Origin of the sequence: Acidisarcina polymorpha, from assembly GCF_003330725.1 — a bacterium.
Taxonomy (GTDB): domain Bacteria; phylum Acidobacteriota; class Terriglobia; order Terriglobales; family Acidobacteriaceae; genus Acidisarcina; species Acidisarcina polymorpha.
In genome coordinates this window covers 4,856,588-4,881,531 of the sequence record NZ_CP030840.1, presented here as the reverse complement: position 1 = coordinate 4,881,531, position 24,944 = coordinate 4,856,588, and the positions used below count along the sequence as shown (strand labels likewise).

The following is a 24,944-nucleotide window of genomic DNA, read 5'->3' as shown; positions in this document are numbered from 1 at the left end:
CCATGCTGCAAATCTCCAAGGCGCTTTCGGCCTCTAAATTACAGGACTACCACAAGCGCGAATTCACCTCGCCTGACCAGAACTATTGGAGTCAGAGAGAGCAGGTGCAGGGCCAGTGGCAAGGACAACTTGCGGAGAAGTTTGGCCTGTCCGGCGCGGTAGGCGCGGAAGAGTTTCAACGTCTATCCGAAGGGCAACATCCGTACACTGCCGAGCAGCTTGTCATGCACCGGCAGTCCTTTGAGTACGCGAACGCTGATGGAAAGACCGTCAACTCCGTACAACATCGCGCAGGTTGGGATGCTACGTTTTCGCCTCCCAAGTCGGTGTCGCTGACCGCCCTGGTAGGCGGCGATGAACGGATACGAACAGCGCACTCCGAGGCCGTCACCATCGCGTTGACGGAGTTGGAACGCTATACCCAGGCGCGGCTTGGCGGAAACCACCCAGCCGAAACCACCGGGCAGTTCGTCGTTGCCAAGTTCGAGCACGACACCGCCCGTCCCGTTGACGGCTATGCCGCGCCGCAGCTCCACACCCACGCTGTCATCTTCAATGTCACTCAGCGCGAGAACGGGCAAACCCGAGCGCTCCAAGAGCACGGCTACTTCGATTCTCAGCAGTTCGCCACTGCCGTATATCAATCAGAGTTGACGTATCGACTTCGGAATCTTGGCTATGAAATCGAAGCCGGTAGAAGCGGAGCACCTGAGATCAAGGGATACACCTTGGAGTATCTCGACGCCTCTAGCGCACGCCGCGATCAGATACGTGAGCGCATGGAAAAACACGGCCTTCACGGCTATGAAGCGGCGGATATCGCGGCACACGCCAGCCGCAGCGAAAAACTTATGCAGACACCCGCCGAGGTGCTTGCCGCCCATCGGCACCTTGCCGCCGAGTACGGTAACCAGCCCGATCATGTCGTGGCTGAGGCCCAGGAGCGCGCGCGCATTCACACCGCCGAACGCACTCACGAAACCGTGCAGAAAGTCGCCCGCGAAGCGGTCACCTTTGCCCGCGAGCGCAGCTTCGAGCGCGAAGCCGTCACCGATGAGCGCGACCTCTTCCGCGACGCTTTGCGCCGCGGGATGAGCGAAGTCACCTATACCGAAGTACGCGCTAACTTCGAGACGCGCATTGCCTCCGGCGAGTTCCAGCTTGTGCCCGGAGAAAAACATGAGACCGGGCGGCAGTTCACGACGGCAGAGACGATACGCACCGAGAAAGAAATTTTGCGCCAGATGCAGCAAGGACACGGGCGCGCCGAACAGATCATGTCTATCCAGGCCGCTGTCGCCCACACAGAAAAGCAGCAGCATTTGAACGCCGGACAGCGGGCTGCTGCTGAAGAGATTTTGACCTCGCGCGACGTTGTACAAGGGCTGGAGGGAAGGGCCGGTGTCGGGAAAACGACCCTCTTAAAATCCGTCCGCGAAGCGGCCGAAACGCGCGGCTATGTCGTCGAAGGCTTCGCCCCGACTTCCCGCGCCGCGAACCAACTCCGCGAGGCCGGGATCTCCGCCGATACCTTACAGGGCTTCCTAGTTCGCGCCCGCCAGGCTACCGCCGACCGCCATCTGTACATGGTCGATGAATCCAGTCTCGCCAGCACCAAGCAAGTGCGCGACTTCCTCACCAAGCTGGAATCCGGCGACCGCGTGTTGCTCATCGGAGATACACGACAGCATCAGGGCGTCGAAGCCGGCAAGCCTTTCGAGCAGTTGGTGAAGGCCGGAATGAAGACGGCCCAGCTTGACCAGATCGTGCGTCAACGAGAGGCCCCTGAGTTGTTGAGGGCGGTCGAGCATTTGTCGCGTGGCGAAATCGCCGAGGGGGTGGCGCTCCTGGAACAGCAGGGCCGAGTTACCGAGATTGCCGACCCGCAACAGCGCATCGCGGCGATTGCGCGGAGCTACGCCGCCAGCCCGGAAAACACCATCGTTGTTTCCCCCGATAATGCCTCGCGCCGTCAGATCAATCAGGCGGTGCGTTCCGAATTGCAAGCCCTCGGAGCAGTCGCTTCAGAGGGTTATGCCATGCGCGTACTCGCCCCTCGTTCGGACATGACCGGTGCGGATAGAACCTGGGCTGCTCGCTACGCCGTAGATGACGTTCTGTACTATCCGCGTGGCAGCCAAGACATCGGAATCGGGCGACAAAGCTATACAAAGGTGATCGCTACCCAATCCAAAAACAACCTGCTGACCGTCCTGAAAGAAGATGGAGCCACCGTCACCTACAACCCCGCACGGCTCTATGGGGTAAACGTCTACCGCGAGTTGGAGCGGGAGTTCGCTGTAGGCGATCGACTGGGCTTTACTGCGCCTTCCAAAGAGTTAGGCGTTGCCAACCGAGACCTTGGCACGGTGCAGCATATCGACAAAGGCAATCAACTTTCGGTGAAGATGGACAACGGTAAATCCATCAGCTTCGACGCCAACCAAATGCGACACATCGACCACGGCTATGCCGTCACATCACACAGCTCACAAGGGCTGACAGCCGACCGAGTTTTGGTGAATATCGACACCCGTAGCCACCCAGAGCTCATCAATACCCGCTTTGCCTACGTGTCCGTCTCGCGCGCAGCTCAGGATGCTCAAATTTTCACCAATGATGCGTCGAAGCTTGCCACTAATCTCACCAATGCAGTATCCAAGACATCGGCGATCGAAGTGGGAACTGGCTTTGGCATCTGATGGGAGACGTTTTCGGTAGCACGTCCTTTGCTCCCATGTTCTTGGCCGCGAGGCTCGCGGACAGTAATCGCGTTTAGGCTTTTCTGGCTTGCAGCATTACGAGGTATGCCGCGTTTGCGCTTCGGGCGTCTTCTCGCAACGTACGGCGCTTTGTTTCACTGAGTGACGTCAGCCTGTCCGGTCGGGCACGTTCAACTGCGTCCCGGCGGCTTTGCTCGACCGCTTCCCAACCGGTGCTGGCGGTGACCTTCAAAACCTTGAGCGCTTCGTCAATGGTCATGGAAATGACCGGCTTCGGCGAGGATGTTGGTTTGATTGGCATCAGAGGAACTTGCACGGCGACCGGTGGTCTGTGCGCGAATAATTCATCTTGCTTTGCTTCAGCAACCGTGCCACCGGCGAGGACGCGCTTCACCTTATTTAAGAGCGTTGTCGCGCGGGGCACAGAGCGGAAGGCCAGTTCGTTTTCTAACAGCCGCAATGCGTCGGGATCGCCTTTTTCGGCGTCGAACATCGCTTCGAGTTCATCAATGCGTTTTTGAATCAGAGGACGGCTCATAGCGTTTCTGCAAGTGGCTCCTCAATTTGGAACGGGTCGACTTCCTTGTAGTGAACCCACACAGTGTTATCGACCGCTTCGGAGCCCAACGGTTCAATGCCCAAGGAGTCGAGGGTTTGCAAAAGATCGCCGACCACTTCATCTCGGCGACGCGCCCAGCTTGAGGCGAAGCAACGCCAGAATGTCCAGCCCGCCCGCTCCAAGACGCGTTGACGGGCCATGTCGTCCGACCATTGGCCGGGCCCGTGGAAACGGTCGCCGTCGCACTCGATAGCCAAGCGACGACCCTCCCGCCCTTCGACAACAAAATCAATCTTAAAAGCACCGCAGCGAACCTGCGGCTCGACGCGGTAGCCGCGTTTCACTAGTTCGTCGAACATATCGAACTCAAAGCCGGACTCGCAGCGATCGCGGAGAAGCTGGGAGCTTCGCCCGTCAATCCGGAACGGTTCTTTGAAATGCCGGATTAGACGACCGTTTAAGGTGTCTTCCCCGAAAGCGTTGCTTTCGACGGAGCGGAACAGATACATGCGGTCACGTGCCCTAGACATCGCTACGTTGTAGCGCTGCTTCATATCGGCGCGATTGGCCGCGCCGCGCTCATTCGGACCTAAGACCATTGAGACAAGCATGATGTCCCGCTCACGCCCTTGGAAGACAGGCGGCGGCCCGACCGCGATTTGACGGCTAATGACATCGACCGGCGAGATACGGTCGCCAACGAGCGCTTGAATATGCGCGGCCTGCGCGGTGCCAAGCAGCGTGACAACACCGATAGACCGACCAGCAAGGTCAGGGTCGGCCAAGATTAAGTCGATTTCATCGACGATGGCCTTGGCTTCCGCCTGGTTCACATCCGTCTGGCGATATCCACCTTTGACAAACACGTCGATCAAAGGCGGGTCGAGACGTTCGTTTGCCTTTGGCAAACGGAGGGGCTTGATGTCGCCTTCATAGAATTCGCGGTTCGAGTATTCGATGATGGCCGGGACGCAGCGGAAGTGTTCGCGCAGCATGACCGAGCTACCCGCGAAGACAACGCGCGCCAAGTCATATATCGACTTGTCCGGTGTCATCTCAGAACCGAAGGGCTGATTGGTAAGGAAGCGGTCGCGAAGCTCTTTGATCTTCTCTTCCGGGACGCCGATGGCAGACGGCGAGACTTGCTTATGGTCGCCAACGACCAGGAGCTTTTCACCGCGCAATAGCGCGGGCAAAGCCCAGATATCCGACTGAGAGGCTTCGTCAATGATAACCAGGTCAAACAAGCCAAGGTCGGGCGGCAGTGTTTCCGAAATGCGCCATTCCGGCAACACCCAGCAAGGTACCGCCTTATAAGCCAGCTTCATTGCCTCGCGGGCACTGCGGCGATGGCGAACGGCACGGACACCTGTCCCCGCTCCCATCGCCTGAATGGAATTCAAATAGGCTTGCAAAGCTTGCTGAATCGCCGTTGGCGAATTGTTGTAGACCCCGAGCCAAGTCTTTTCGGCGACCAGGTCTTGATAGGTTCTCGCCAAAATCGTCGTCATTATCTTGCGATGGCCGAACAGTTCGCGCAGCTTCGCGTGACCGTCGATCTTCTCTAGGAACATGACGGCGCAACGCCAATTCCAAGCCTCGCGCCACGTCGCCAAAACGACCGGATCGTTGTCACTCTCGGCAGGTTCGGTGCGAATACGATGCGCCCACTTCTTTGCGCCGCCAGCTTCAATCAGGGCCGATACGCGCAGAATGTCATCAAGCCCGGGCCGCAAGCTATTCACCCGGGTCAATTCGGTCTGCAGGGAAAGCCAGAGGTTGTGCAGTGTGGAATCTTCCTGCTCTTGCTTGCCAATGACTTCCGTCAGGAATGACCGCAACGCATCGACGACTTGGCCGTTGCGGCCGGTGAGCTTGCCCACTACCTCGCCCAACCGATTCATGGCATAGGACAAACGACCCTTATCGACATGCGCATGAAGGGATTCGCGGATCGCAACAACAGTGCCCTCGCCTTTTTCAAGCAGCGTTTCCGCCGACCGGGTGTCAAAGACCTTTTCCGTTTCATCCCGGAGCTTGGCGTCGTAGTCAAACGCAAGCGCGTGTGTGTCTTGGACGAACTCTTGCAGTTGTGTCATCGACCGGCAGGCAAGATCGAGTGCACCCGTCTGGGCTTCAATCCCGAATTCAGCGGCTACCGAATTCCACTTGGCGATTGTCTTCTTCGCATCCGCCCGCCATCGCAGCGCTTCTTCGACCAACTCCCAATCGGCGGATGTGGACGGCGCAGAGCCGACGACAGTCACCGCCGCCACGAGCTTGCGGGCTTCACCCTTGCCAAACGGCAACGCAAAGGCACTCTTGCCGGTGCGCAACCGTTGAACTGCCTCCAAAAAGTCCAGGTTCGCTTCGGCATCCTGCGGCACTGAGACCGCCTTGGTGAGCAAATCCTTACGCCGCGTCTCCAAAGCGCGGACATCGGCGCAGGATTGCAGTAGGGCCGACAGCAGCAGATCATCGGCCCGCATATTGCCGAGATGCGTTGAGATAGCTTCGAGAATGGGAGTGCTCGACTGCGCGAGTTTCTTTTGCAGCGCCTGACGGCGGTCAAGAAACTCCATCAAGCCCTTACCGGCCTCGAATGTCTCGAATGTTGCATCCTTGAGCGGTATGACCGAGCCCAAAGCAATATCGGCTTCGATTGATTTCGACCGCGAAAGATCGCGGTGCAGTTCGCTCAAAACTGCCCAGCCCGGAAAGGCGTCCACGGGCGGAACCGAGCAGTTGAGATAAACAATATCTTTGCCGACTTTAATACGCGCCTGCCGCAAGGCATTTACGTCCGCCTCGCTAAAGAGTATCGCCACATCGTCTTCCGGGAGATCGTCATCCATCCACTGGTGATCGTCGGCTTGGGCCAACACCAGCTTTGCCATTTCTTCCGGCGTCACTTCCCGGCCTTGGAAGGTGTAGTTCCTCATGTGCTGCGATGCGTAGTGCGCAACCTGCCGGTCGACATTCGAGATTTTGCCGTGAAGTTGATTGAGCTTGTCTTGCAGGGCGGTGATTTCCGCGTGTGCCCGCGCCGCGTTCATGCCGGAAATGTTCGCCGCAATCGTCTGGATGGAATGCTCAAACTTCCGCATCCCGTCACTCTCGTTCGATAGCAAGCCGACGCAAAGCGGGCGAATGCGCTCCGGCAGTTTCCCGATGACTTCGTTCAAGGCGCTCTCGCCCTTGGACGTGACCAGGACGCGCAACCCTTGCGCGAGGTAGTGCGAAATGATGTTCGCGATTGTGTGCGTTTTGCCCGTGCCCGGTGGCCCTTGCACGACAACGCCATTGCCGTATTGCAATTTCTGCACGATGGAGACTTGCTCATCGTTATAAGCCATCGGGAAATACAGCTCAGACGCGGTATGGTCGCCTTCGCTGGATGACAGACCCCGGTAGCTTTGCATCACCGGTTCTTTGATTTCGTGATCACCACGCTCCACAAAATCTCGGACGACAGCCGGAAGCTTGGTGGCCTTTTCGACGCTCTTTTTAAGACGGGCGACATCTTCCAGAAAAATGCCGCTTGAGCGCCGCCGTGCGAAGACAACCCAGCTATTGGTAATTTTGAGTTTGTCGCCGGCTGCCGGCGGCGTCGGATCGTCGGTGAGGACGACGTATTCACCCGTGGGGTCGAGATGACCGACAGCGGCCTTGAGTGCGCCTTCATAGGTGGACGCCTCGAATGGATTGGGCCGGTTCGCGCCGTTCTCTAAGGAGGACTTCCAGAAAATTTCAAGTTGGCGCACTCCCGGCAATTCCATTGCCGTGTAGGTATCTAGTTCAATGCGCGGGTCAACCTCGCGCGGGCGAATCTCCAGATCGAAATTGCTTTCGTTCAGGGTGATTTCGCAAGACTGGGTTATCAGCGGGTGCTTGAGCGCGGGCCCCGCGCCCTCCTTCTTCCAGACTGCATAACCCAGACCCCAAACCAGTTCCAGTTGCGTCTCAGAGCCTTCGGTCGAAATCGTCTGCTGCAACGAAAACATCTCGTTGTAGCGCTTGATGGTCTGACGCCTCGGCGCTTCCGCAGCGGCCCAGGGCTTCCACTGGTTTTCGACATACCAAGCGAACAACTCAGAGACTTCGGGGCGCTCTTCCAAGCGCTCCGTGCGGACGAATTGCTTGCCATTGTGAATTTCAATCTGGGTTTTGAGGTCAGGCAGCTTCGTCGGCACTTTGGGCAGAGTGACCCATGCAACAAGCGTTGCATCGGGCGGCGGCGGCGCGATTTCATGGAGACGCGGAATGCGGAGCCAGATGTCACCGCCCGCGTCTTGGACATTGAACTGCAATTCAGGCAGACCCTTTAGGTCGTGCTGATTGGCGAGGAAGAAATCGGTCGGCACCGTAAAGGCGGGTTTTGCTTTGAGCTTTTCGACTTGTTCGATATATGTAAGGAGGTCAAGGACCAGGGGCGCTTCAGGCGTCATACGCACCCCCAGCTCGCGCTGCAATTGAAGACTCTGACCACCCTCGAATTTGCCGACAGCACGCTCAACACTACTCCTCTATTCGGTCCCGTTCCCAACCCAACGCCGGAGCATCGGGCACCCTCTGGTGCTTCAAATCGCGTTCCGAAGCGCGAAACGACCTAGCTGTAATCCATGTCGGGGTCCAGTTGAAATCTTATCGTGGAATGCCCTTCTAGACTTTGCGTTCGCTCCACTTAAAGCTCGTAGAGGAGCCAAAGAGTAGACGATTTGGACTTCAATAGCGGCTCGTAAATAACCAACATTTGAGCGCAGCAATGCCTCATGTGCGGCATTGCTCAACCATCACCACTCCGGTCCCGCCTGAGGGACTGCTCGAGATCTGGCGGTTGTCAAATCGCTCGATCTATCGGCGGTTCCTATAGATCTCTCTGAGCCGCTGCTGCAGGGTTCGATCTTGGGAAACCTGTTCAACCATCGACTCAGGTAATCCTGCTCGAAGGATTGAGTCCACGGCCCCCCTGCGTAATCGCTCACACTTATCCCACTTTTCCCAAACAGCTAGCGTGGGGAGCCGCGACTTGACGAGCCCCCACCACTCAGATGGAATCGTTTTCGAACCTGTCGATTGATGAATAACATCAAAGGACTTTCTCAGCAGTCTCCACCCTTCTGCAAATTCTTCTCCGCAGGCCAGGAATACGGCGATTGCAAACATCCTTTGCGGTTCTGATGGGAGCGCGCTCAACGCATTTAACCAGATCGAGATATCGGGCGCCAGCGCAACAAGGCGGTGCGGCTCAACACTTGAACTCGCAAGAATGAATAGCTGCGCTTCGTTCAAAGGTCGCATGGAATATGCTTCCCCCCAAGCAAGTGTTTGCGCGAAATCTAACACTTCGCCACGCAAAGCTAGCACTTTCTGGTACTCACTCGAATCGTTGAGTTTTAAGCTCCTCGCTAAACTAAGTGCCTCTCTCGCACCTTGCGCGCCTCTCATTCTGAGTATCCGAACAAGCAGATCGAATCTACCAGCAGCGAGTAAGCCTGCCAGGACAAGCTCGTCGTCTAAGTCTTCGGCCAGAGTTTCCGCGAGCTCAATCGATTCGTCAAAAGACCGCTGTAATAGCCAGAACCCTGGGCGCGAGATCAGCTCCTTCTGTTCACGAGCAATGGCAAATAGCACCTGCGTCTCTAATGGGCGCGTCGGCTCAGCCGCTAAGAGTTGGATCTCGGATAGCAGAAAGTGGACCAAGTCTTGTTGGACCTTATTCTTGTAAGGCCGAAAGAGCACATCATTCAATAGGTTCAGAGCCAGCGTTGGGTCCTGCTTCGCAAGAAGCGAAGCGACCGAAAGCAGTGAAGATTTTGATTCCTGTAGTGCAAAAGCAATCTCCTCCGAATCAAACAGAACTCTAACCAGAGAATTTCTCTGAGATGAGGTCTTCGCAAGCTCCCCAACAAGAGCGTTTTTAAACGGGACTTGTGTCTCGCCATCAGGAAAAAGCGTGGTCACTCCACGCAACACATCTTCGGCTGTCTGACTCCCATCGTGAGCGCATTGAAATAAAACGCGGGCTTCGGAGAGCTTGCGAATGATCGCAACCGACTCCGGCTCTTCATACGTCTGGCTTGTGTTATCAAAGGGAGCGAAAAGCTCCTCGAGAACGATGTCTTTTCGTTTTAGGTCCTTCACGAGCCACTTTGCCCACTCTGATACAAGAGGCTCTTCCTCACCATGAAGAAGATGAACTTCGTCCCTGACCATCCGCGCAATTCGCGATGGCATGGCTTGAATGCGGATTGGGACAGAGTTAGCTTCTAGATAGCTCAGAGCTCCTGTGCAGAAGGAGAGAGACAGCCTCGTCGCGAGTGGACGCTGCATCACCAAACTCATCAAAAACAAACTGAGTTGTGTTCGCTCCTCGGACTCAGAGATGATGATGGGACGATCATCGGAGTAAAGCGCACGGACGATGTTTTCTCTCATTTCTAGTTTCGGTAAGCGCTCGTCGCCAGGCTCAGTTCCAACTACCAAACAGTTGGAATATGAATCGAATCCAAGCTTCTCAGCAGCGGGGCGATGGAACGATTCGGATATACCGGCAGGAGTGAGTCCACGCCAATCTCCCGACCCGACCAACATCACGTGCGTCCAGACACAGCCCGGGCGCTCACACTCAGGTGCATTCCAGGTCTTTGCAAACACATATCCAGACTTCGATGGAAGCGCATACCCACTCACGTAATTTTCGAATCCGGGCACTGACCGCGAGCCCGACAGGTCCGTCATACGTACGAGAAATCGTTCATCTCCGGGTTGAAACGAAATCGAACTAGAGATGCGCCGATGGCCACCTTTGTATCCGAAAAGTGCCTGTTCGAGCCTCATGCGGACTCGCCTTCTGGCCACGATAAAGCCCACCGCAATGGACGAGTTATGTCATGGAGGTTTTCCGCCGTGGAGGGAACGACTTCGATGCGATCTGATGCGCATGCTGTCTCATTTTGCAAGCGATCAGTGTCCGTTTTGCTTTCTAGGTCTCCGCCCAGGGCGCTGACCCCAAAGACCGTAAAATTCAGCGTGTCGCCGTTCGTCCGCATGTATTGCTCCAAGAGCGGAGTGCGTGTGCGAATGAACTCCTGCGGCGTCGCGTAACGCGCCTTAATGAGATCCCAAGCAGATACCATCACTGCGATCCTCAGGGGTCGGTGAAGATTTTTTTGCAAGAACTGCAACACCTCAACCAACTGAACGATTCCCGCTGCCCTTTCTGGGTCCCAGACTGCTTCATCCACAGGGTCTTCGGAGGAAGATTCTTCTTCCGGGAACGGCGCAAGCATCCGCATCGTTGTTGTAATCTCTGGAGCTTCCAAGGGCTGATTTGGATGAATAAAAACAAGTATTCCCGATGCGCCCCTTGCTGCAGCCGCGAATTTGTCGGACCACTCCCGGTCCAACCACTGGCTAACATAGGTCTCACCTGAGAGATCTGGCACGCTCAACGCACACTTCAGCTGGCCGCTTTTGTCGACAAGATGCATCGTCGGAATCGCTTCATTCTGCTGTGTAGTCCGAATGACTTCTTGGTAGTTCAGCCACTCGTCCCGAATCTGATTTAAATATGTGTCGTCACCGCCTAGAACGCTCAGACGCAGAGAATCCGTGATCTCCTCGGAGTTGAGGACATGCCACAACGCAGCAACGAATGTGGTCTTGCCAGCCTTTGGTAGACCCACCAGCAGTATGCCCTTTTCCGCGGAATTACTCACTTGCTTCGAACCTTTCTGGCATCCAGACTTCGCCGAGCCGATGCTGCAATCGGTCACCAGACACTTTGAGCTTGGGCAAAGCCGGCATGGCAGATTCCTCGTCTGCAAGCCATGAGCTCAGTAAGCCATTCACACCAAATCTCATCGGGACCGTCGTCTCCTGCGCCGGGCTGGCTGCTATTTCACGAATCTCAAAATGTGGTCTTTGACTCTCTTTGGCAAACCGGCTGGCGACCGTCGCGCGCACAGCTTCAAGCGCTCGCTGCGAAGTGTCATCGCCCACGAGTTGATCTACTTTTGAGACAACCACCTGCAACGGCGTCTGAGCGGTGATCGAGTTCACTTCGAACAGACGACGCAGAAGCCCTTTTGCATCCGAATAGACCTTTTCGCGTGTCGCGCCCGAGGACAACTTCTTGCCGTCGATCAATTGAACAAGGAGGCTTACGTCGCGAAGAACTGTGAGCTTGGCCGCATCGTCTTCGACGTGCATCGCCCCTTCGTATACCTCACCCGATAAATCCAGAAGCAAGATTCGGTGGATGGATCGGTCCGCATCTCGAACGACCTCCAAATGATAGAACTCCGCACCTACCTGCCCCGAAGTCCGGGGCATTGAAGCGACTGAGCTCTCCGAAGATGTGCGCGAGTTAAAGCACTTCTCTTCGAAAGCCACCAGCGTGTCTGACCTTCGGAAGCTATATCCGGCAACACTCCCCTCGAGAAAAGCTTGAAAAATCCCCGCTATCAACGTCGTTTTCCCGCAACCGATCGTCCCCATGAGCGCGACAATTTTCGTGTCGCCTCCACGGCAAATCTGATAGACATCATCCGCCTTCAGTGCCAATCCCGGATGCAACTTAATCATCGTTCTTAGCCTTCCAGATGCCAGATCAATATCGATTCGAGATAAAACTGAGCGGCAAGCTCTTCAGGGGTCTGCGAGAGGCTACTCTTCAAACCTGTAACTGTCTCGAAGGCCGGAGCCCACGTCTCCCCTCCTGAGACTTCTTGGCACTTGAGGACGGCAAAATGAAGCGGGAGAATTTTAGGAAAGACAACCGAATTACTTATGATTGCCTGGCGGATTTCCCCGTCGAGACCACTAACAGCCTGCGATAGCGTAACGGCCTTCTTAGACAACTTCGCTGGCCTCAAGAGCATCGCGAGCGAGGCCTCGAATGCGGGAAGCGTCGATGTGAACTGTGTTGCGTTGAAAAGGTCTCTACTCGAACAAAAAGCAGCATCACTTGCGCTCATAGATGAAATGACTTTCCCTGCGACGAAGGAGTATTGCGACACAAGCAGATATGCGAGGTCGGATGATTCTTTTTGCAGGGAGCTCATTTTAGACAAAGCGTCGGTGAACTTCTGGAATTGTGCCTTCACCGAATTGATCGTTGCTTGCGCGGCATCAAGAACCAACGTGTGGGTTGTGGACAAATCGACGACAACCGCTTGCTTGCCGGTAACATCAGTGATCGCCTTTCCTGCCCAAGTTGGTACCACTGCGTCTTTACGGTCCTCTTCGGAGATTCGCTGGATTGCGGCGTCCGCCAAACGGCGGAGATCTTGGGTCATCCCTTTACTACTCGAACGGCCGAACAGGCCCGCTCGAACTGATGCCGCTGCTGTCTCCCCCTTGCGGGAATTGGTGGTCATGAGTGACGCAAGAGCTCCCGCTGCCAGAGCGGACAGCTCAAGTGCATCATCTTCTGAGACATAGGTAGTGTCCGCCAAGCGTGCTGAAACGCGTACCGTCTCAGTTGCAGCGGAACTGAGATTGAGTGCTTGTTCGGCAAGTGCCAGTATGCCCGCCTCATTCGCTTCGTCGGCGACCTTCTTTGCAGCGTTCCAACGCGCCGTCAAACGCGCCTCATCAATCTGCGGTGATACCTTGTTCATCCAATTCGGAAATAATTCGTGCACAATATTCTCCTAAGAAGTCGCTTGCCTTGACTCAACCAAGTCCCACACATCGTTCAGGCGGTTTTGTTTCTCTGCTCGATCAAAGCAGGATGCGAACCGTTCGTTATCCGGAAGTCCGCGATTGTCTTCGTCAATCAGTTTCAGTTGTTCCATGATCGAAAGCCGGGTGTGGTACGGCAATGCCACGAACGCATAGAGAAGTTTTTTCCTGTTCAATGACACTTCGACACCTCCAGTAGAAGGTTGGGTGACTAGTGTTACACTCTCGCCTGTTTTTTGCCTCTTCGAAAGAGGCAGCTTGTATGTCTTGAAATCTTCTTGCTGACCCGCGGGACGCACGAACATCTTCGAAGAGTCGTTCCAGATGCGCCGAAAGACATCCACTATTAGGAGCCTTTGACAATCAGTGTCCTCTACTTCAAACCTGAGGTAGTAGTACGTTGGTTCCCACTTTTGTTCAGCTCGGGAAGGATGTACGGCCCCAGAACTGAGCCAGAGAGTCCCATTCACTTCCTCTTCTTCGTGGAAATGCTTATGCCCTGTGAGAATGACCTTCGAATAGGCCTTCAGTGCTGTCCGGGCTTCTGCTCCATCCACGAGCCAATCAGGAGGATGATGGCAAATCGTGAGGTAGGTCACGTCATCTTCGCGCATGTACTCGTACTGAGCGGGGCCAAGACAAAGCAGGCAGGTGTGTTCTTTGTCGTTGTCGCCGGAGATGATTGAGCTGTTTAGACCTCGTAGCCTAAGTGTTGATCCGTCATTGAGGCCAAGATCGAATTCCCACCACGGCTTTGCTGGAACTGATGCACATTCAAATCTTTGACCAATGCTGTCGTTATAGGCTCTGAGAGGCTCGAAAAGCACTGCAGCATCGCCGCTGTCAGGTGCCTCTTCATGCACGCGTTAAGGTCCGTTGATACGCGGATTTCGTTTTGGATGGGAGTGATACCTGTGTGTTCACGTATCACATTGCGGTCAACATCATGGTTGCCAGGTACGCACCAGACCAAACTTGGATCGCAGTTGAGCTTGGCAGAGAGTTCTGCTAGCCAATCAATTCCGGTCTTGAATTCGTCCGGTTTACCAGCAAATGCTATGTCACCGGAAACGATGATTCCTGTCAGGGGCTGAACCGCCGGAAGTAAATTAGCGGCGTCACGGACAAGTTCGTTCCGAACAATCCGATCAATATCAAAGGAACTGACATTGCTGGTGCCTTTGGTAAAGTGAATATCCGAAAGATGTAAGAACGAAATCGTGTCCGGCATTCCTTCTGCTCCCAGAGTGTCGTCGTCGGATTCACCTTCCTAGAGCCCGTTGGAGACCGCGCCGTGCCACGTCTCAGCTTATCATCCTCCGCCACAGAGGAGCAGGCTGGAAACAAAGCGGTAAACCTCCGTTATAGAGATACTTAGGCCTCGTCGGCGGGAAAATCACAGACCTTCTGATCGCCTTCATCGTTTAATCCTTCCTCTGCTTGAAGACGCCTACAACCCTCGTCTTCACGCGTCACAAGACCCCTTGTCGATCAGATGGGTAGCGTTCCAGACTCCGCCGCGTCGAGAGCTTTTTGCAGCATCTCAGGCCCGTTGTTGCGGAAGTTGCCGACCTTCGGATTGGCTTCGTACATCTCCATCTCTTCAGACTCATATGGTTTGAGCAAATCCAATGGAAGCCGTTCGGTCTCTTCGCGGTCTAGCCATCGGTCATAATCTCGTGCGTGAAGGATGACGGGCATACGCGGATGTATGCGGGACATGAGTTCGTTAGCGTCAGTTGTGACAATCGCGAACGATTGCAGCCAGTGGCCGTCTTTGTCTTTCCATGCGTCCCACAAACCTGCGAACGCGAACAGGTTGCCGCTGGAAACCTCGATAGCATACGGCTGCTTAGGCGGCTTTCCCTCCTTCGGCCACTCATAAAACGCGCTTGCTGGGATGATGCAACGCCGCTTTTTCATTGGCTCTCGCCAAGTTTTCGCTGTCGCGATGGTCTCAGACCGTGCGTTGATCGTCGTCAGTCCCTTGATGTCCGATAGCTCCTTTGTGAAGAACGGCACCAAACCCCAACGGGCTAAGACCATCTCGCGCTCGTTCGTTTCCTTGCTCTGACGAATTATCGGCTGATGCGTCGTCGGCGCGATGTTGTAATCCGCGTCTGGCATTGGCAGATTTGCCGTGTCGTTCTTGGCCTTGAACCATTCCGCTATCTTCTGCTTGTCAGTACGTCGCACGTATCGTCCGCACATGGCTACACCTCACCGCAACGGATGCATTGTTGCACGTGGTCCGCGAAAGCGTCCCATTCGGGGATACCAGCAAAAGCCGAGCTCCTCAGATCGTTGAAGTCCTTCGGTTCAAGGAACGTGTAGTCCTCAGGGCGCGCGGCGGCAAACTCTTCGAGCAATCGCGTGCCAATGTCACAGGGAAAGAAAACCTGGACAATTGGGTCTTCACGCGAGATCCCTTTTCGAGCCATGACATCTCCGAGCAGGTGCGCACAGCGCGCGGCTCCATCATTGTGACATATTCGCCTAATCTTCGCCTATACTGACGCAATGAAACAGGTGGGAACCCAGTGGAAAATCGACTGGCCGAAGATGGGCCCGTCCATTCTTATCGCAACCGCGCTGATTGTGGCGATCAGGACCGCTAAATGGGCGGCGAAGGCCGGAAGCGACCCCAACTTTTCTGATGTCGATACCGAATTGGACCGCGAGATCAGCTACGCCGCGCGGATCACACTCCGGGTCATGCATGAATTGATAAAGAAGCATGAGGGTATCTTTCCGGGTAAGAAAGAGCCGATCTTCGATGGCGTTTACGACGAAGATCTTGCCGAGTAGCGCCGAACCCCACTCGGACGGCGTGACGACTCAGGGCAGGGCGTCGAACAGATCCTTCGCTCGAACTGACAGCGCCTGCGCCAGTTTCACGATGTTCTCCAGGGCTATGTTTCGCTCCCCGCGTTCAACTCCGCCCACGTAGTTTCGGTGCAGACCAGCTCGCTCTGCAAGATGCTCCTGGGAATAGCCGCGTTCCTCTCGCAAGGAGCGTAAAGCCGTCCCGAAGATGGTCTTAACCGAAGCTTTAGGCACTCCCTCATGCTTGGCGCTTGACCACTATGAGTCTACACACGATGAGTGTGATATTCTGCGACCGTTGGTAGCCAGACCATCGGCGCAACATTCTCTCAAAATCACAGCGATTCCACTAAGGTTTTGCGTTACCGTATTGTGTGTAAACCCTTCCACGAAAACCATGATTGAATGCAAAGAACTTGCCGGTAAAGTCATCCGCGCCTGTCACATCTACGAAGACGGCAGCTCCGGACCAGAAGTTCACATCGAGTTCACCGATGACACCACCTTCTCTGCCCGCCTCAACACCAAGGTCTCAATCGAAGCGAAATGCATCCATGACCAGGGTGGCGAGCCGCAGATTTTGAAAGATTACACCTCTTATCCAGTTGCAATCTGATTTCCTCAAAGCCCAAAACTGATGACTGAATAGGGAGGACGGCTCCTCCCTGTCTGCGGCCGCTCTGCGTCCTGCGACACCCACCTCAGCGGGCCTGTTCCTGCCCGCAACGCCGGCCCCTGCCAGTCCCGCGCTACGCGCGCAGTAAGGAAGACAAGCCTCGCTAAGGGGTGAGTGTACCGGAACATCCGTTACGCTGTGGACCTGAGACATCCGTTACAAGCCCCTTGCGTTGGCTATGGTTCGAGTTGAGCGGACACGGAAACATATATCCAGTCGTCGAGGTCGTGGGAATGTGGGAATCCCGAAGGGATTTCCAAAGAGTGTGGGAAGATTCTCTCTTGTAGTGCAAGCATTTTCGGTGGGGATGGAATGGATTTTCAAGGCATGGTGGGTCTTTCCCTCCGATGCCTGTCTGGGCCGAGCGAGGATATCCCCGCTCGGCTGTTGGTTCATCGTCGGGATGAGCCCACCAAGTTATCCCTCGGCATGGTTGCTTCCCAGCAGAGCCCGCTTCCGTTTCACTTGATGAGGCGATTGTAGCGTTTATATGGTCAGCAGATGCGGGAAGAGCTTGCTTCCGTCGTAGGGAGTTTGGCTGCCGAAGATGCCGTAGATGGCGTGAAGCAGTTTGCGAGCGACCGCGATCAGTGCCTGCAGTTTGCGTTTGTGCCGCGCAAGCAAGGCTTCATAGAACGCCTTTAGATGTGGGTCCCAACGCACTGCGGCCAGAGCCGGCATATAAAGCGCCCGGCGCAGGTGGCGACTGCCAGCGCGACTGATGCGCGATGGTTTATGCACCGAAGTGCCAGAGTCTTGGTGTACCGGATCGAGCCCGCTGCGCGCGACCCATTGACGCACCTTCATGTCTGGGGCCAGCAGGACCAGTTCGCCCAGGATCTGCAACGCGCTGACGGCCGCGATGCCCGGAACGCTTGTTAACAGCCTGAAACGCTGGCTCAAGTGGGCATCAGCGGCGATCAACGTCAGGGCCTCACGGCGCAGCTTCACGATGCGCCGGTCAACTCCGGCCAGCGAACGCTTCAGGTCCGCGATCACACAGCGCGGCGTGGCTAACGATCTTTCGGCGGCGTGCAGGCGATTACCTTCCCGCCTTTGCTGGACCACCAACGCCTCCAGATGCCGGCTGATGGCGCGCAGAGCGAGGGCGCTTTGACTGGGCTTTTGCCAGGCTGCAAAGGGCATGCGCAGACTGAACTCTGCCAGCACCTGAGCATCTGCTGAGTCCGTTTTGGACCGGCGAAGTGTCCGCGCAAAGTCGTGAACCCTTTTTGGGTTCAGCACCGCTACCTCCACAAACTCGGTCGCATCCAGGGCCAAGGCCAGGTCCATCGAATAAATGCCGGTGGCCTCCAGCGATACCCGCACCGGCGCCTTCATCTTTCCCAGCCAGTTGAGCAGCGCCTTGTGTCCCGCAACGGTGTTGGCAAACTCGCGTTGCACCCACGGATGGTCCACCTCCATCACTGCAATCGCCAGAGTTTCCGCGCCTATATCAATACCGCAAAACAACTTCTTCACTTGGCGATCTGGGTATTTCTCGGTTGAAACTGCGGGCTTACCAAGAGCAACGATCTGCTTGCTCATAGACCTCCTTCGGCACTAGGATGGGCTTCAGCAGCCGTCCCTGTCCGCGTCCACGGGCTTCCTCTTTCTGCTGACCTTGAACATGCAGGCTCCAAAGGCCTCCGATTCTCCACAGCATAAAAAGAGAGGGACGGCGGCCGATCTTCGCATCAGGCTCAGCAAGGCTGGCCTCGGGTGGGAACGGCCTCTCCGCCGAAACGTAACCTATCGTCACGCCTCTGAACGCAACATACAAGGGTGGGAAGCCGGCTTCTTGGCTTTCCATGCTTTCCATACTCTGTCATTTCCATGGCCTGCCTTCCGCCCGGGCGACGCTGGTTTTACAGCCATATCGATCAGCGCAATGGGCCGTACTCGCAAGCAAGCGTTCGTCGTGATCGTTGTCGATGAGTGCTTTGGCGATTTTGTACTTATCGAGATCACAGCTGACGCGAACAGACTTTGTGGTGCTAAGACACGGAACGTTGCCAGCGACGAAGGTTCTTTCAAAAAGCGGCTCCCAACGGTGTTTCGTCATCCCTCGCTTCATCAGTCTCGCGATCAGCCAACTCTGCTAGATAAGCTGGAATATGGCTCTTCAACGCAGAACGCAGTAGGTTTATAGTACGATGCGTACTATGCAGTCGATTACACTGCTTGGTTACGCTCTGCTCGGACTGCTGCACGGCAAAGCAAGCTCTGGGTACGATCTGCGGAAAATATTCACCGAGACGCCTCTGGGCAGATTCAGTGACAGCCCTGGCGCGATTTATCCAGCATTGCGACGCCTGGAAGAGCGGCAGTTGATTATCGAAGATCAGGTCGTCCGACCGAGCAAGCGGCGACGCAAGCCTCTGCAAATCACTCCCGGAGGGGTGGCGGCACTGAAAGCATGGCTGAGAAGCCCTGTTGAACGAGCGGATGTGACCAGCCACATGGATACCCTCATGCTCAAGTTTGCTTTTATGGACGGTGTACTCGGAGAAACTGCCACACTCCGGTTCCTTCGCTCATTCCAACGAGAGTTGAACGCGTACATACCCTTGCTCGCGAGCTACGTAACAGCTGAGTCAAGCTCTCTATCGAGATCAGGACAATTGGCATTGGAGAGCGGCTGGCGCGGCTACAAAGCGCAATCTCAATGGGTGGCTCATGCCATCAGCGTTTATGGAGGAACGACAAAATGCTTGCAAACGGTTGGAGAATGATCATCGTAGCTGGTCTGGTTCTATTAGATCCCTGGCTCATCGAGTGCCAGACGATAAACCCTGACCGAGACGTAACCCTTACACGAAACTATGTTGAGGGCGAGACGATCTCCTACCAGATGAAGGCCATCAACGCGGGGCATATGAGAACGATTCGTTATGAGGCTCAAGCGAATGCACGGGTCGAGCGAAAGCCCTCAGGGCCTCTCGTCGAAAATTTCGCTTGGACCGGTTTGCTCGTCAATGGGCAGACAGTTCCGCTGACACCTACCAGCCTGCAGTTCCGAGAAGATCTGTCGCTTTCGCCCGAGTACACGCTGTCCGTGCCCGACCTCAGCAAGGTTCAACCCATTTTGATCGGGCCGATCACAGACCTACTCACCTTCTACGCCGACGTGCAGCTTGCGATGAGGCAAAAGAATCTCCTTCGAACTGGAGACCACATCTATGTAAAGCACGGAACACCCAGCTCATGGGCTGACGGAACCTATACAGTTTTCGGTCAGGACTCTATCGACTTCGATATCACCCTAACGGAGATGGATCAAACCGCCCATGAAGCAACACTGCTCATTCGCCACGTTCCCCCCGTGCAAGCGCAAATTCAGTTTCCAGCAAGATGGATGGTCGCTCCCGTAGGCGATCATCCCAACAATTGGGTCGAGGTCGAAAAAACGGCTCAGGGCAAATACTCGGCGGAGGTCGGCAAGGAAACCTTTGAGGTTGCGATCAGGCTATCCTTGCCATCCGGACGGATCCTGTCGGCGAAAATGGATAATCCGGTCGACGTGCTTGGAAGAGACTGCGATGATGCTGCGCTATTGAATTGCGGTGCTCCGCAGCGATACCACATCCGAAGGCAAATCTTTCTGTTGGCAGAAAAATCCAAGTAGCCAAACCCGCCCAGCTCAAAAAAAAGCCAAACTGATCGCGTGACCTTCAATACCTTCTGATACGTAGTATGCATGACACGCTATGTGTCACACGGTGGAGGGATGAAACAAAAACCATTTGAGAATTTCCGGCTGGAACTACGTCGCGGCTCCGTGGTCCTAGCCGTCGTATGCCACGGTTTTCTTCAACCGCGTGCTCGTTCACAATCAATTCGAACTGAAGGTTGAGACCTTCAACATCGAAGCTCGAGATGGAGGCGCATATCTTCCTCCAGATCGCACGCGCACTTTGTAAGGCATGCTTTTCAACTAAGTTATCTAGACAAGCGACAACCCTTCCCTCCGCGGCTCAAAGAGACTCGGCGATTTAGCGGCAACCGAGGACTCGAGCTAACGAGATGGCCGATGCACTCATCCGCCGATCGAGTGAATTCCGTAGAGTCAAATCCCCGACGCGGGGCTTTGCTTGAACCGACGCCCACGGAGGTATAGCATTCAGCCAGCGTGAAGGACGCATCCGGTTCGCGGACAGGGTAGAAGCCCACCTTTGCTTGACCGACCTAGCGCAACTTCTTTCAGCCCGCTAAAGCGAACATCGGGCATTTGAAAGGAGTTCGCATGTCAGATTCCCGTCCCCCCGCGCTCACACTTCCTGCAAACCCCAACCTCCGTCACCTGAGAGATCAAGCCAAGGATCTCCTCAGAAGCGGCTCGGCGCCTTCGCTCGCATCGGCGCTATTTGAAACGGCATGCCTGTACGGCTTTCAGAGTTGGCCAAAGCTGAAGGCCCACGTTCTTTCGCTAACACTGGCGGGCGCACTGAAGGGAGCGATTGATGGCGACGATCTGCCCGAAGTTCGAAAGTTGCTGTCAAAACACCCGGAGCTGAGAATCGCGCCAATCGGCTATGGAGGCGATGGGCCGTTGAGCTGGGCTGCCGAATGCCGCGGATATGGAGAACCGACGAAGGAACGGCTGAAACTCGTGGAGTGGCTGATCAGCAGTGGATGCGACGTTCATGAGGGAGGAGACGGGCCACTGATGAGGGCGAGCCTCAGTGGTTCGCGAACATCTATGATGGCGCTTCTCGTGAGCCACGGAGCGGATGTGAATGCAGCCTGGCACGATTGTTTTCCCATCCTGTACGCCCCGTGCGAGGTCATCGATCCGACATCCCTGAGCTGGCTTCTACAGCATGGCGCGGACCCCGATTGTGGCACAGCATCACGATGGCAGCGTATGGGCAAGGCACATCCGGGAACTGCCCTGGACAGCCTCCTGGGGACCTATGTCCGAAGCTCGGATGCTCTGAACGAATCGATCAAACTTTTGCAAGATGCCGGAGGCACCTCCAAGTACGACGAGCTGGGTGTCCTCGCCGCCATTCGTGGTGATGTCCAGATGGTGAGCGAACTGATTCATGAGGATCGGTCAATCTTGCAGAAGAGGTATCCGTCCCTTGATATCGGGACTACCGGCGGGAGAATGCTGACCTTGAAAGGCGCCACGTTGCTACACGTCGCAGCGGAATTCGGGCACGCTGATGTCGCCCGATTACTGATCGATTCCGGTGCCGGCGTCAATGAGACTGCTTTGATAGACGCGGATGGGATCGGAGGACAAACACCGATATTCCACGCTGCTACGCAGGGTGGCGACCGCGGTCTTGCAGTTGTGCGGCTGCTATTAGAAAAAGGAGCGGACCTTAGCGTGCGCTGCCGCATACCCGGTCACTACGAACGCCTTGACGAAGTGTTTGAGGGGAGTGCGCTCGAATATGCCGAGCGCTTCCCGGAATCAGGCAACCAAGCTGTCGCGCTGTTGAGAAATCATCCCAACTCGAAAGATTCGGACTGACGAACGCCCTTCGAATCCACCAAGAAGTCTCGGTGGGTGTCGACTTGGGTTGTGTATACCGTTTGACGCTCAAGTGGTGACTTCAGGCCGATGCACGTTTCCAGATCGATCTTTGCTCGAAACGGTCGCGGTAGGGACGATCATTACTGATCGCCCCCCGCACAGATCCGCACGAGCGCTCCTTAGCGCATGCGGCTCCTATCTCGGATGAGTGGCGGCGAAGCGGTCAAGGGGCCAAGGATGCATCACGCGAGGTGTAGGAAGCCATTGTGCGGCCAGTTTGAGACGACGCGCCCAGGCGTACCGGTGTCTCTGACTACGGCGCTTCAGCGCTTGCCCCCAGTAGCGGAGCACGCGTTCCCGGAAAAGCCCGAGGCTATCGAGATTTCCGGGCACAGCGTAGTAGTGGAAGTACCCCTGTACAACTGACCTGAGCCACGCGCCGGTCTCAGGCACGGGATCATGCATGCGCATCCTGAGTTGCTGCTTGATCTCTTGCAGCTTCTTTCGCATGCGCTTGCGGATCGTCATGCGCCGCACGGCATAAGACCCGTTCCCATTCTTCCCGCTGATATGCGTGAAGCCAAGGAAGTCGAAGGTCTCCGGCTTGCCTTCTCCTCTTCGTTTCCGGTTCTGTTCGGCATACCGCCCGAATTCGATCCGGCGCGTCTTTTCCGGGTGCAGCTCCAGTCTGAACTTCCCCAGCCGTTCTTCCAAGCTCTTGCGGAAACGGTCTGCGTCCGTACCCCACTGGAAGCCGAGGACGATGTCGTCCGCATAGCGGAGAACGATCACCTCGCCTCGCGCACACTTCTTGCGCCAGACGTCCACCCAGAGATCGAACACATAGTGGAGATAGATGTTGGCAAGGAGCGGTGAGATCACCGACCCCTGCGGAGTACCTGTCTCCGTGTCCGACCATTTCCCGTCCTCCATCACCCCGGCCTTGAGCCATTTCTGGATCAGGCGCAGGATGCGTCGGTCGGCGACGCGATGCTCGACGAACTTGATCATCCACGCTTTGTCGAGGTTATCGAAGAAGCCCTGGATGTCGGCATCAAGTACGTAGTTCACCTTCCTCTTCACGAGCGCATAAAACAACGCATCCAGCGCCTTATGCTGGCTGCGTCCCGGACGAAAACCGTACGAGAAGCCGAGGAAGTCCTCCTCATAAATCTGGTTGAGGATGGTGACCACTGCGTGCTGGACGATCTTGTCCTCCACTGCCGCGATCCCGAGCGGACGTTTCCGTCCGTCGCCTTTCTCGATGTAAACCCTTCTCGATGGAAGCGCCCGATACGCGCCGCGATGCACCCGGCTGTGCAGATCGGCAAGCCGACCCTCCAGCCCAGCTTCATACTCCTGCCACGTCATCCCATCCACGCCGGGTGCAGCCTTGCGCTTCAGAGAACCGAAGCTGTCCCTTAGCAGATCGACTGTGACGTGGTGAAGCAGAGTGGTGAACTTCCTCTCCTTGTGTTCCCTTGCTGCTTTCCGCACACCCGCCAGCCCCTGTGACACGCGTGCCCCGCTCTGTGTCGGGCGCGTGCTGGACTGATGGATGTTCTCCTTGATCAGCGGCCTTCCCTCCTCACTCTCCGCCATCGACTGCTCGATTTTGTTCGAATGATTCATAGGTAATACGCCGCTGTCCGACTCCTCGGGGACGTTCATGCGGGCCTTACGGCCTGAGCCTTTACCCGCCGTCCTGCTACTGTTGCCAGCAGGAGCCTCCGAGGTCTCCCGGTTCTCGTGCATGAAGCTTCCAGGCGTGTCTGGGGTCTACGACTACGCAGGATCGGTCAGGAACTCGCGATATCGCTCCCTCCCGTGTTGCCTTCCGCCAATGCAAAAGCGTCAGCGTCCTGATTGCATCTTTTCGAAGCTCAATACCCAGCCCACCTGTACCCCTGTTTACGCTTCGCCGAGCACCTCGCGGTGCGCAACGCAAAACTCGGGGCCGAGCGGTTCGCTACTCCTTTCTCGTAGGACTCTTGCATTCCCTGCTTCATGCCGGTTTATCCCGGCGCACTACATCGGCGATTTAGCTCAACCGAGAGTCATCAATTCCGACAAATGCGTTTAAGGGACTTTCGCTTCTCACTCCGGCCCACGAGTATATGGATTGACAACGAAGCGCTTCAAAGCGAAACTAATAGTGCTGCGTAGGGCGCAACGGTAGATCGAAAAGGCAACGCCTACCTACGATCTTCGAGCGAAGTTGCGCCTATGCCGAACATCGACAACCTTAAGAAGCAAGCCAAACAGTATCTGCGCTGGCACCGTGAACGGTATTACCCCGTCGCGGCTCAGATCAGGTCCACGCTGCCTCGATTCAGTTCGATGGGAGACTTGGAAATACTGGAATCAGGTTTCAAGCTCGCGGATGCCCAGGAGCTTGTTGCGCGACAAGAGGGATTCGACAAGTGGCAGGCGCTCATATCAGGAGCAGATCCCATGAGCGATACACCTAAGCAGACACCGTCCCTTCCTATTTTCGCCTTCATCGAAGCGCAACTCTTCGTTGCGAATTTTCAACGATCATGCGACTTCTACACAGAGAAGCTTGGCTTCAAAGTGGAATTCGTCTACGGCGATCCGCCATTCTATGGGCAGCTTAGTCGCGACAACGCCCGATTGAACTTGCGGCTAGTTTTTGAACCCGTTTTTGTTGGTGACGTTCGCAAGCGGGAAGGTTTGCTCTCCGCTTCAATCACAGTTGCCACGGCGAGCGAAATCAAGCAGTTGTTCTTAGACTTCAAGGGCGCAGAAGTTCCATTTCAACAAGCATTGAAGAAGGAACCGTGGGGCAGCAGAACCTTTGTTGTTGCGGATCTGGACGGCAACCTGATTCTCTTTGCAGGACCCGCCGACTAGGCGGCCCGATATGCAGGTCGGGGCGTCAACCCAGAAGATAACTCCCGACAAGTCGCATTGTGTTTACCAATGCCGATCTCGACTGGCGAGAACAGGCCATTGCACTCG

At 55.8% G+C, this 24,944-nt stretch carries 20 protein-coding genes and 1 pseudogene; 7 read left to right on the top strand and 14 right to left on the bottom strand.

The features are described from left to right. The first annotated feature begins 2 nt into the window (after positions 1-2). Positions 3-2,702: a MobF family relaxase gene (mobF, locus tag ACPOL_RS20655; protein ID WP_114208729.1), complete on the top strand. Its 2,700-nt coding sequence runs from the start codon at positions 3-5 to the stop codon at positions 2,700-2,702. A 73-nt stretch (positions 2,703-2,775) separates the two neighbouring features. Here the strand turns inward: mobF and ACPOL_RS20650 are convergent, their stop codons facing one another. The 11 genes and pseudogenes from ACPOL_RS20650 to ACPOL_RS20605 all read right to left on the bottom strand — a co-directional run bounded on the left by ACPOL_RS20650 (position 2,776) and on the right by ACPOL_RS20605 (position 15,413). Further along, the gene (locus ACPOL_RS20650; protein ID WP_114208728.1) at positions 2,776-3,261 is read right to left on the bottom strand and encodes a hypothetical protein; all 486 of its coding nucleotides are present in this window, start codon (positions 3,259-3,261) and stop codon (positions 2,776-2,778) included. Next, positions 3,258-7,754: an AAA domain-containing protein gene (locus tag ACPOL_RS20645; RefSeq protein WP_161557474.1), complete on the bottom strand. Its 4,497-nt coding sequence runs from the start codon at positions 7,752-7,754 to the stop codon at positions 3,258-3,260. The genes ACPOL_RS20650 and ACPOL_RS20645 overlap by 4 nt, the downstream gene beginning before the upstream one ends. Before the next feature lie 382 nt (positions 7,755-8,136). Beyond that, on the bottom strand, positions 8,137-9,720 hold the full coding sequence (locus ACPOL_RS20640; protein ID WP_150133079.1) for a hypothetical protein: 1,584 nt from the start codon (positions 9,718-9,720) through the stop codon (positions 8,137-8,139). Positions 9,721-9,858: 138 nt separating this feature from the next. Then, a pseudogene (locus ACPOL_RS36440) lies at positions 9,859-10,122 on the bottom strand (GAP1-N1 domain-containing protein); the annotation flags it as partial. Continuing rightward, complete coding sequence (locus tag ACPOL_RS20635; RefSeq protein WP_114208725.1) at positions 10,119-11,003, bottom strand: TRAFAC clade GTPase domain-containing protein; 885 nt, start codon at positions 11,001-11,003, stop codon at positions 10,119-10,121. The pseudogene ACPOL_RS36440 and the gene ACPOL_RS20635, both read right to left, overlap by 4 nt. Then, positions 10,996-11,871 (bottom strand): TRAFAC clade GTPase domain-containing protein, encoded by an 876-nt coding sequence (locus ACPOL_RS20630; RefSeq protein WP_114208724.1) that lies wholly within the window; start codon positions 11,869-11,871, stop codon positions 10,996-10,998. The genes ACPOL_RS20635 and ACPOL_RS20630 overlap by 8 nt, the downstream gene beginning before the upstream one ends. 5 nt (positions 11,872-11,876) lie before the next feature. Then, the gene (locus ACPOL_RS20625; protein WP_161557473.1) at positions 11,877-12,743 is read right to left on the bottom strand and encodes a GTPase-associated system all-helical protein GASH; all 867 of its coding nucleotides are present in this window, start codon (positions 12,741-12,743) and stop codon (positions 11,877-11,879) included. Between the two features lie 198 nt (positions 12,744-12,941). Then, entirely contained in the window at positions 12,942-13,154 is a 213-nt protein-coding gene (locus ACPOL_RS33215; RefSeq protein ID WP_150133078.1) for a hypothetical protein, read from the bottom strand. A 509-nt stretch (positions 13,155-13,663) separates the two neighbouring features. After that, positions 13,664-14,203 carry a metallophosphoesterase family protein gene (locus ACPOL_RS20615; protein ID WP_114208721.1) on the bottom strand — a complete coding sequence of 180 codons (540 nt, stop codon included), beginning with the start codon at positions 14,201-14,203 and terminating at the stop codon, positions 13,664-13,666. 260 nt (positions 14,204-14,463) lie between these two features. Next, a complete protein-coding gene (locus ACPOL_RS20610) occupies positions 14,464-15,183 on the bottom strand; it encodes an SOS response-associated peptidase (RefSeq protein WP_114208720.1) in 720 nt (239 codons plus the stop codon). A gap of 2 nt (positions 15,184-15,185) precedes the next feature. Beyond that, positions 15,186-15,413 (bottom strand): hypothetical protein, encoded by a 228-nt coding sequence (locus ACPOL_RS20605; protein ID WP_114208719.1) that lies wholly within the window; start codon positions 15,411-15,413, stop codon positions 15,186-15,188. A gap of 121 nt (positions 15,414-15,534) precedes the next feature. Between ACPOL_RS20605 and ACPOL_RS20600 the strand changes: the two genes are divergently transcribed. Next, positions 15,535-15,780: a hypothetical protein gene (locus ACPOL_RS20600; RefSeq protein ID WP_236656924.1), complete on the top strand. Its 246-nt coding sequence runs from the start codon at positions 15,535-15,537 to the stop codon at positions 15,778-15,780. Positions 15,781-15,810: 30 nt separating this feature from the next. Here the strand turns inward: ACPOL_RS20600 and ACPOL_RS20595 are convergent, their stop codons facing one another. After that, positions 15,811-16,032: a helix-turn-helix domain-containing protein gene (locus tag ACPOL_RS20595; protein WP_114208717.1), complete on the bottom strand. Its 222-nt coding sequence runs from the start codon at positions 16,030-16,032 to the stop codon at positions 15,811-15,813. 163 nt (positions 16,033-16,195) lie between these two features. Between ACPOL_RS20595 and ACPOL_RS20590 the strand changes: the two genes are divergently transcribed. Next, positions 16,196-16,414 carry a hypothetical protein gene (locus ACPOL_RS20590; protein ID WP_114208716.1) on the top strand — a complete coding sequence of 73 codons (219 nt, stop codon included), beginning with the start codon at positions 16,196-16,198 and terminating at the stop codon, positions 16,412-16,414. Positions 16,415-16,960: 546 nt separating this feature from the next. On the opposite strand, the gene ACPOL_RS20585 is transcribed toward ACPOL_RS20590, so the two are convergent. Then, positions 16,961-18,022 (bottom strand): IS110 family RNA-guided transposase, encoded by a 1,062-nt coding sequence (locus ACPOL_RS20585; protein WP_114205765.1) that lies wholly within the window; start codon positions 18,020-18,022, stop codon positions 16,961-16,963. Between the two features lie 617 nt (positions 18,023-18,639). On the opposite strand from ACPOL_RS20585, the gene ACPOL_RS20575 reads away from it, so the two are divergent. The 3 genes from ACPOL_RS20575 to ACPOL_RS20565 all read left to right on the top strand — a co-directional run bounded on the left by ACPOL_RS20575 (position 18,640) and on the right by ACPOL_RS20565 (position 21,959). Beyond that, the gene (locus ACPOL_RS20575) at positions 18,640-19,209 is read left to right on the top strand and encodes a PadR family transcriptional regulator (RefSeq protein ID WP_161557472.1); all 570 of its coding nucleotides are present in this window, start codon (positions 18,640-18,642) and stop codon (positions 19,207-19,209) included. Next, positions 19,185-20,102: a hypothetical protein gene (locus ACPOL_RS20570; protein WP_161557471.1), complete on the top strand. Its 918-nt coding sequence runs from the start codon at positions 19,185-19,187 to the stop codon at positions 20,100-20,102. Before ACPOL_RS20575 ends, ACPOL_RS20570 begins: the two co-directional genes overlap by 25 nt. A 618-nt stretch (positions 20,103-20,720) precedes the next feature. Further along, on the top strand, positions 20,721-21,959 hold the full coding sequence (locus ACPOL_RS20565) for an ankyrin repeat domain-containing protein (protein WP_114208712.1): 1,239 nt from the start codon (positions 20,721-20,723) through the stop codon (positions 21,957-21,959). A 198-nt stretch (positions 21,960-22,157) separates the two neighbouring features. Here ACPOL_RS20565 and ltrA read toward each other — a convergent pair whose 3' ends face one another. After that, the gene (gene ltrA, locus ACPOL_RS20560; RefSeq protein ID WP_236656923.1) at positions 22,158-23,717 is read right to left on the bottom strand and encodes a group II intron reverse transcriptase/maturase; all 1,560 of its coding nucleotides are present in this window, start codon (positions 23,715-23,717) and stop codon (positions 22,158-22,160) included. Between the two features lie 471 nt (positions 23,718-24,188). On the opposite strand from ltrA, the gene ACPOL_RS34945 reads away from it, so the two are divergent. After that, positions 24,189-24,836: a VOC family protein gene (locus ACPOL_RS34945; protein ID WP_114208711.1), complete on the top strand. Its 648-nt coding sequence runs from the start codon at positions 24,189-24,191 to the stop codon at positions 24,834-24,836. Positions 24,837-24,944 lie beyond the last annotated feature (108 nt).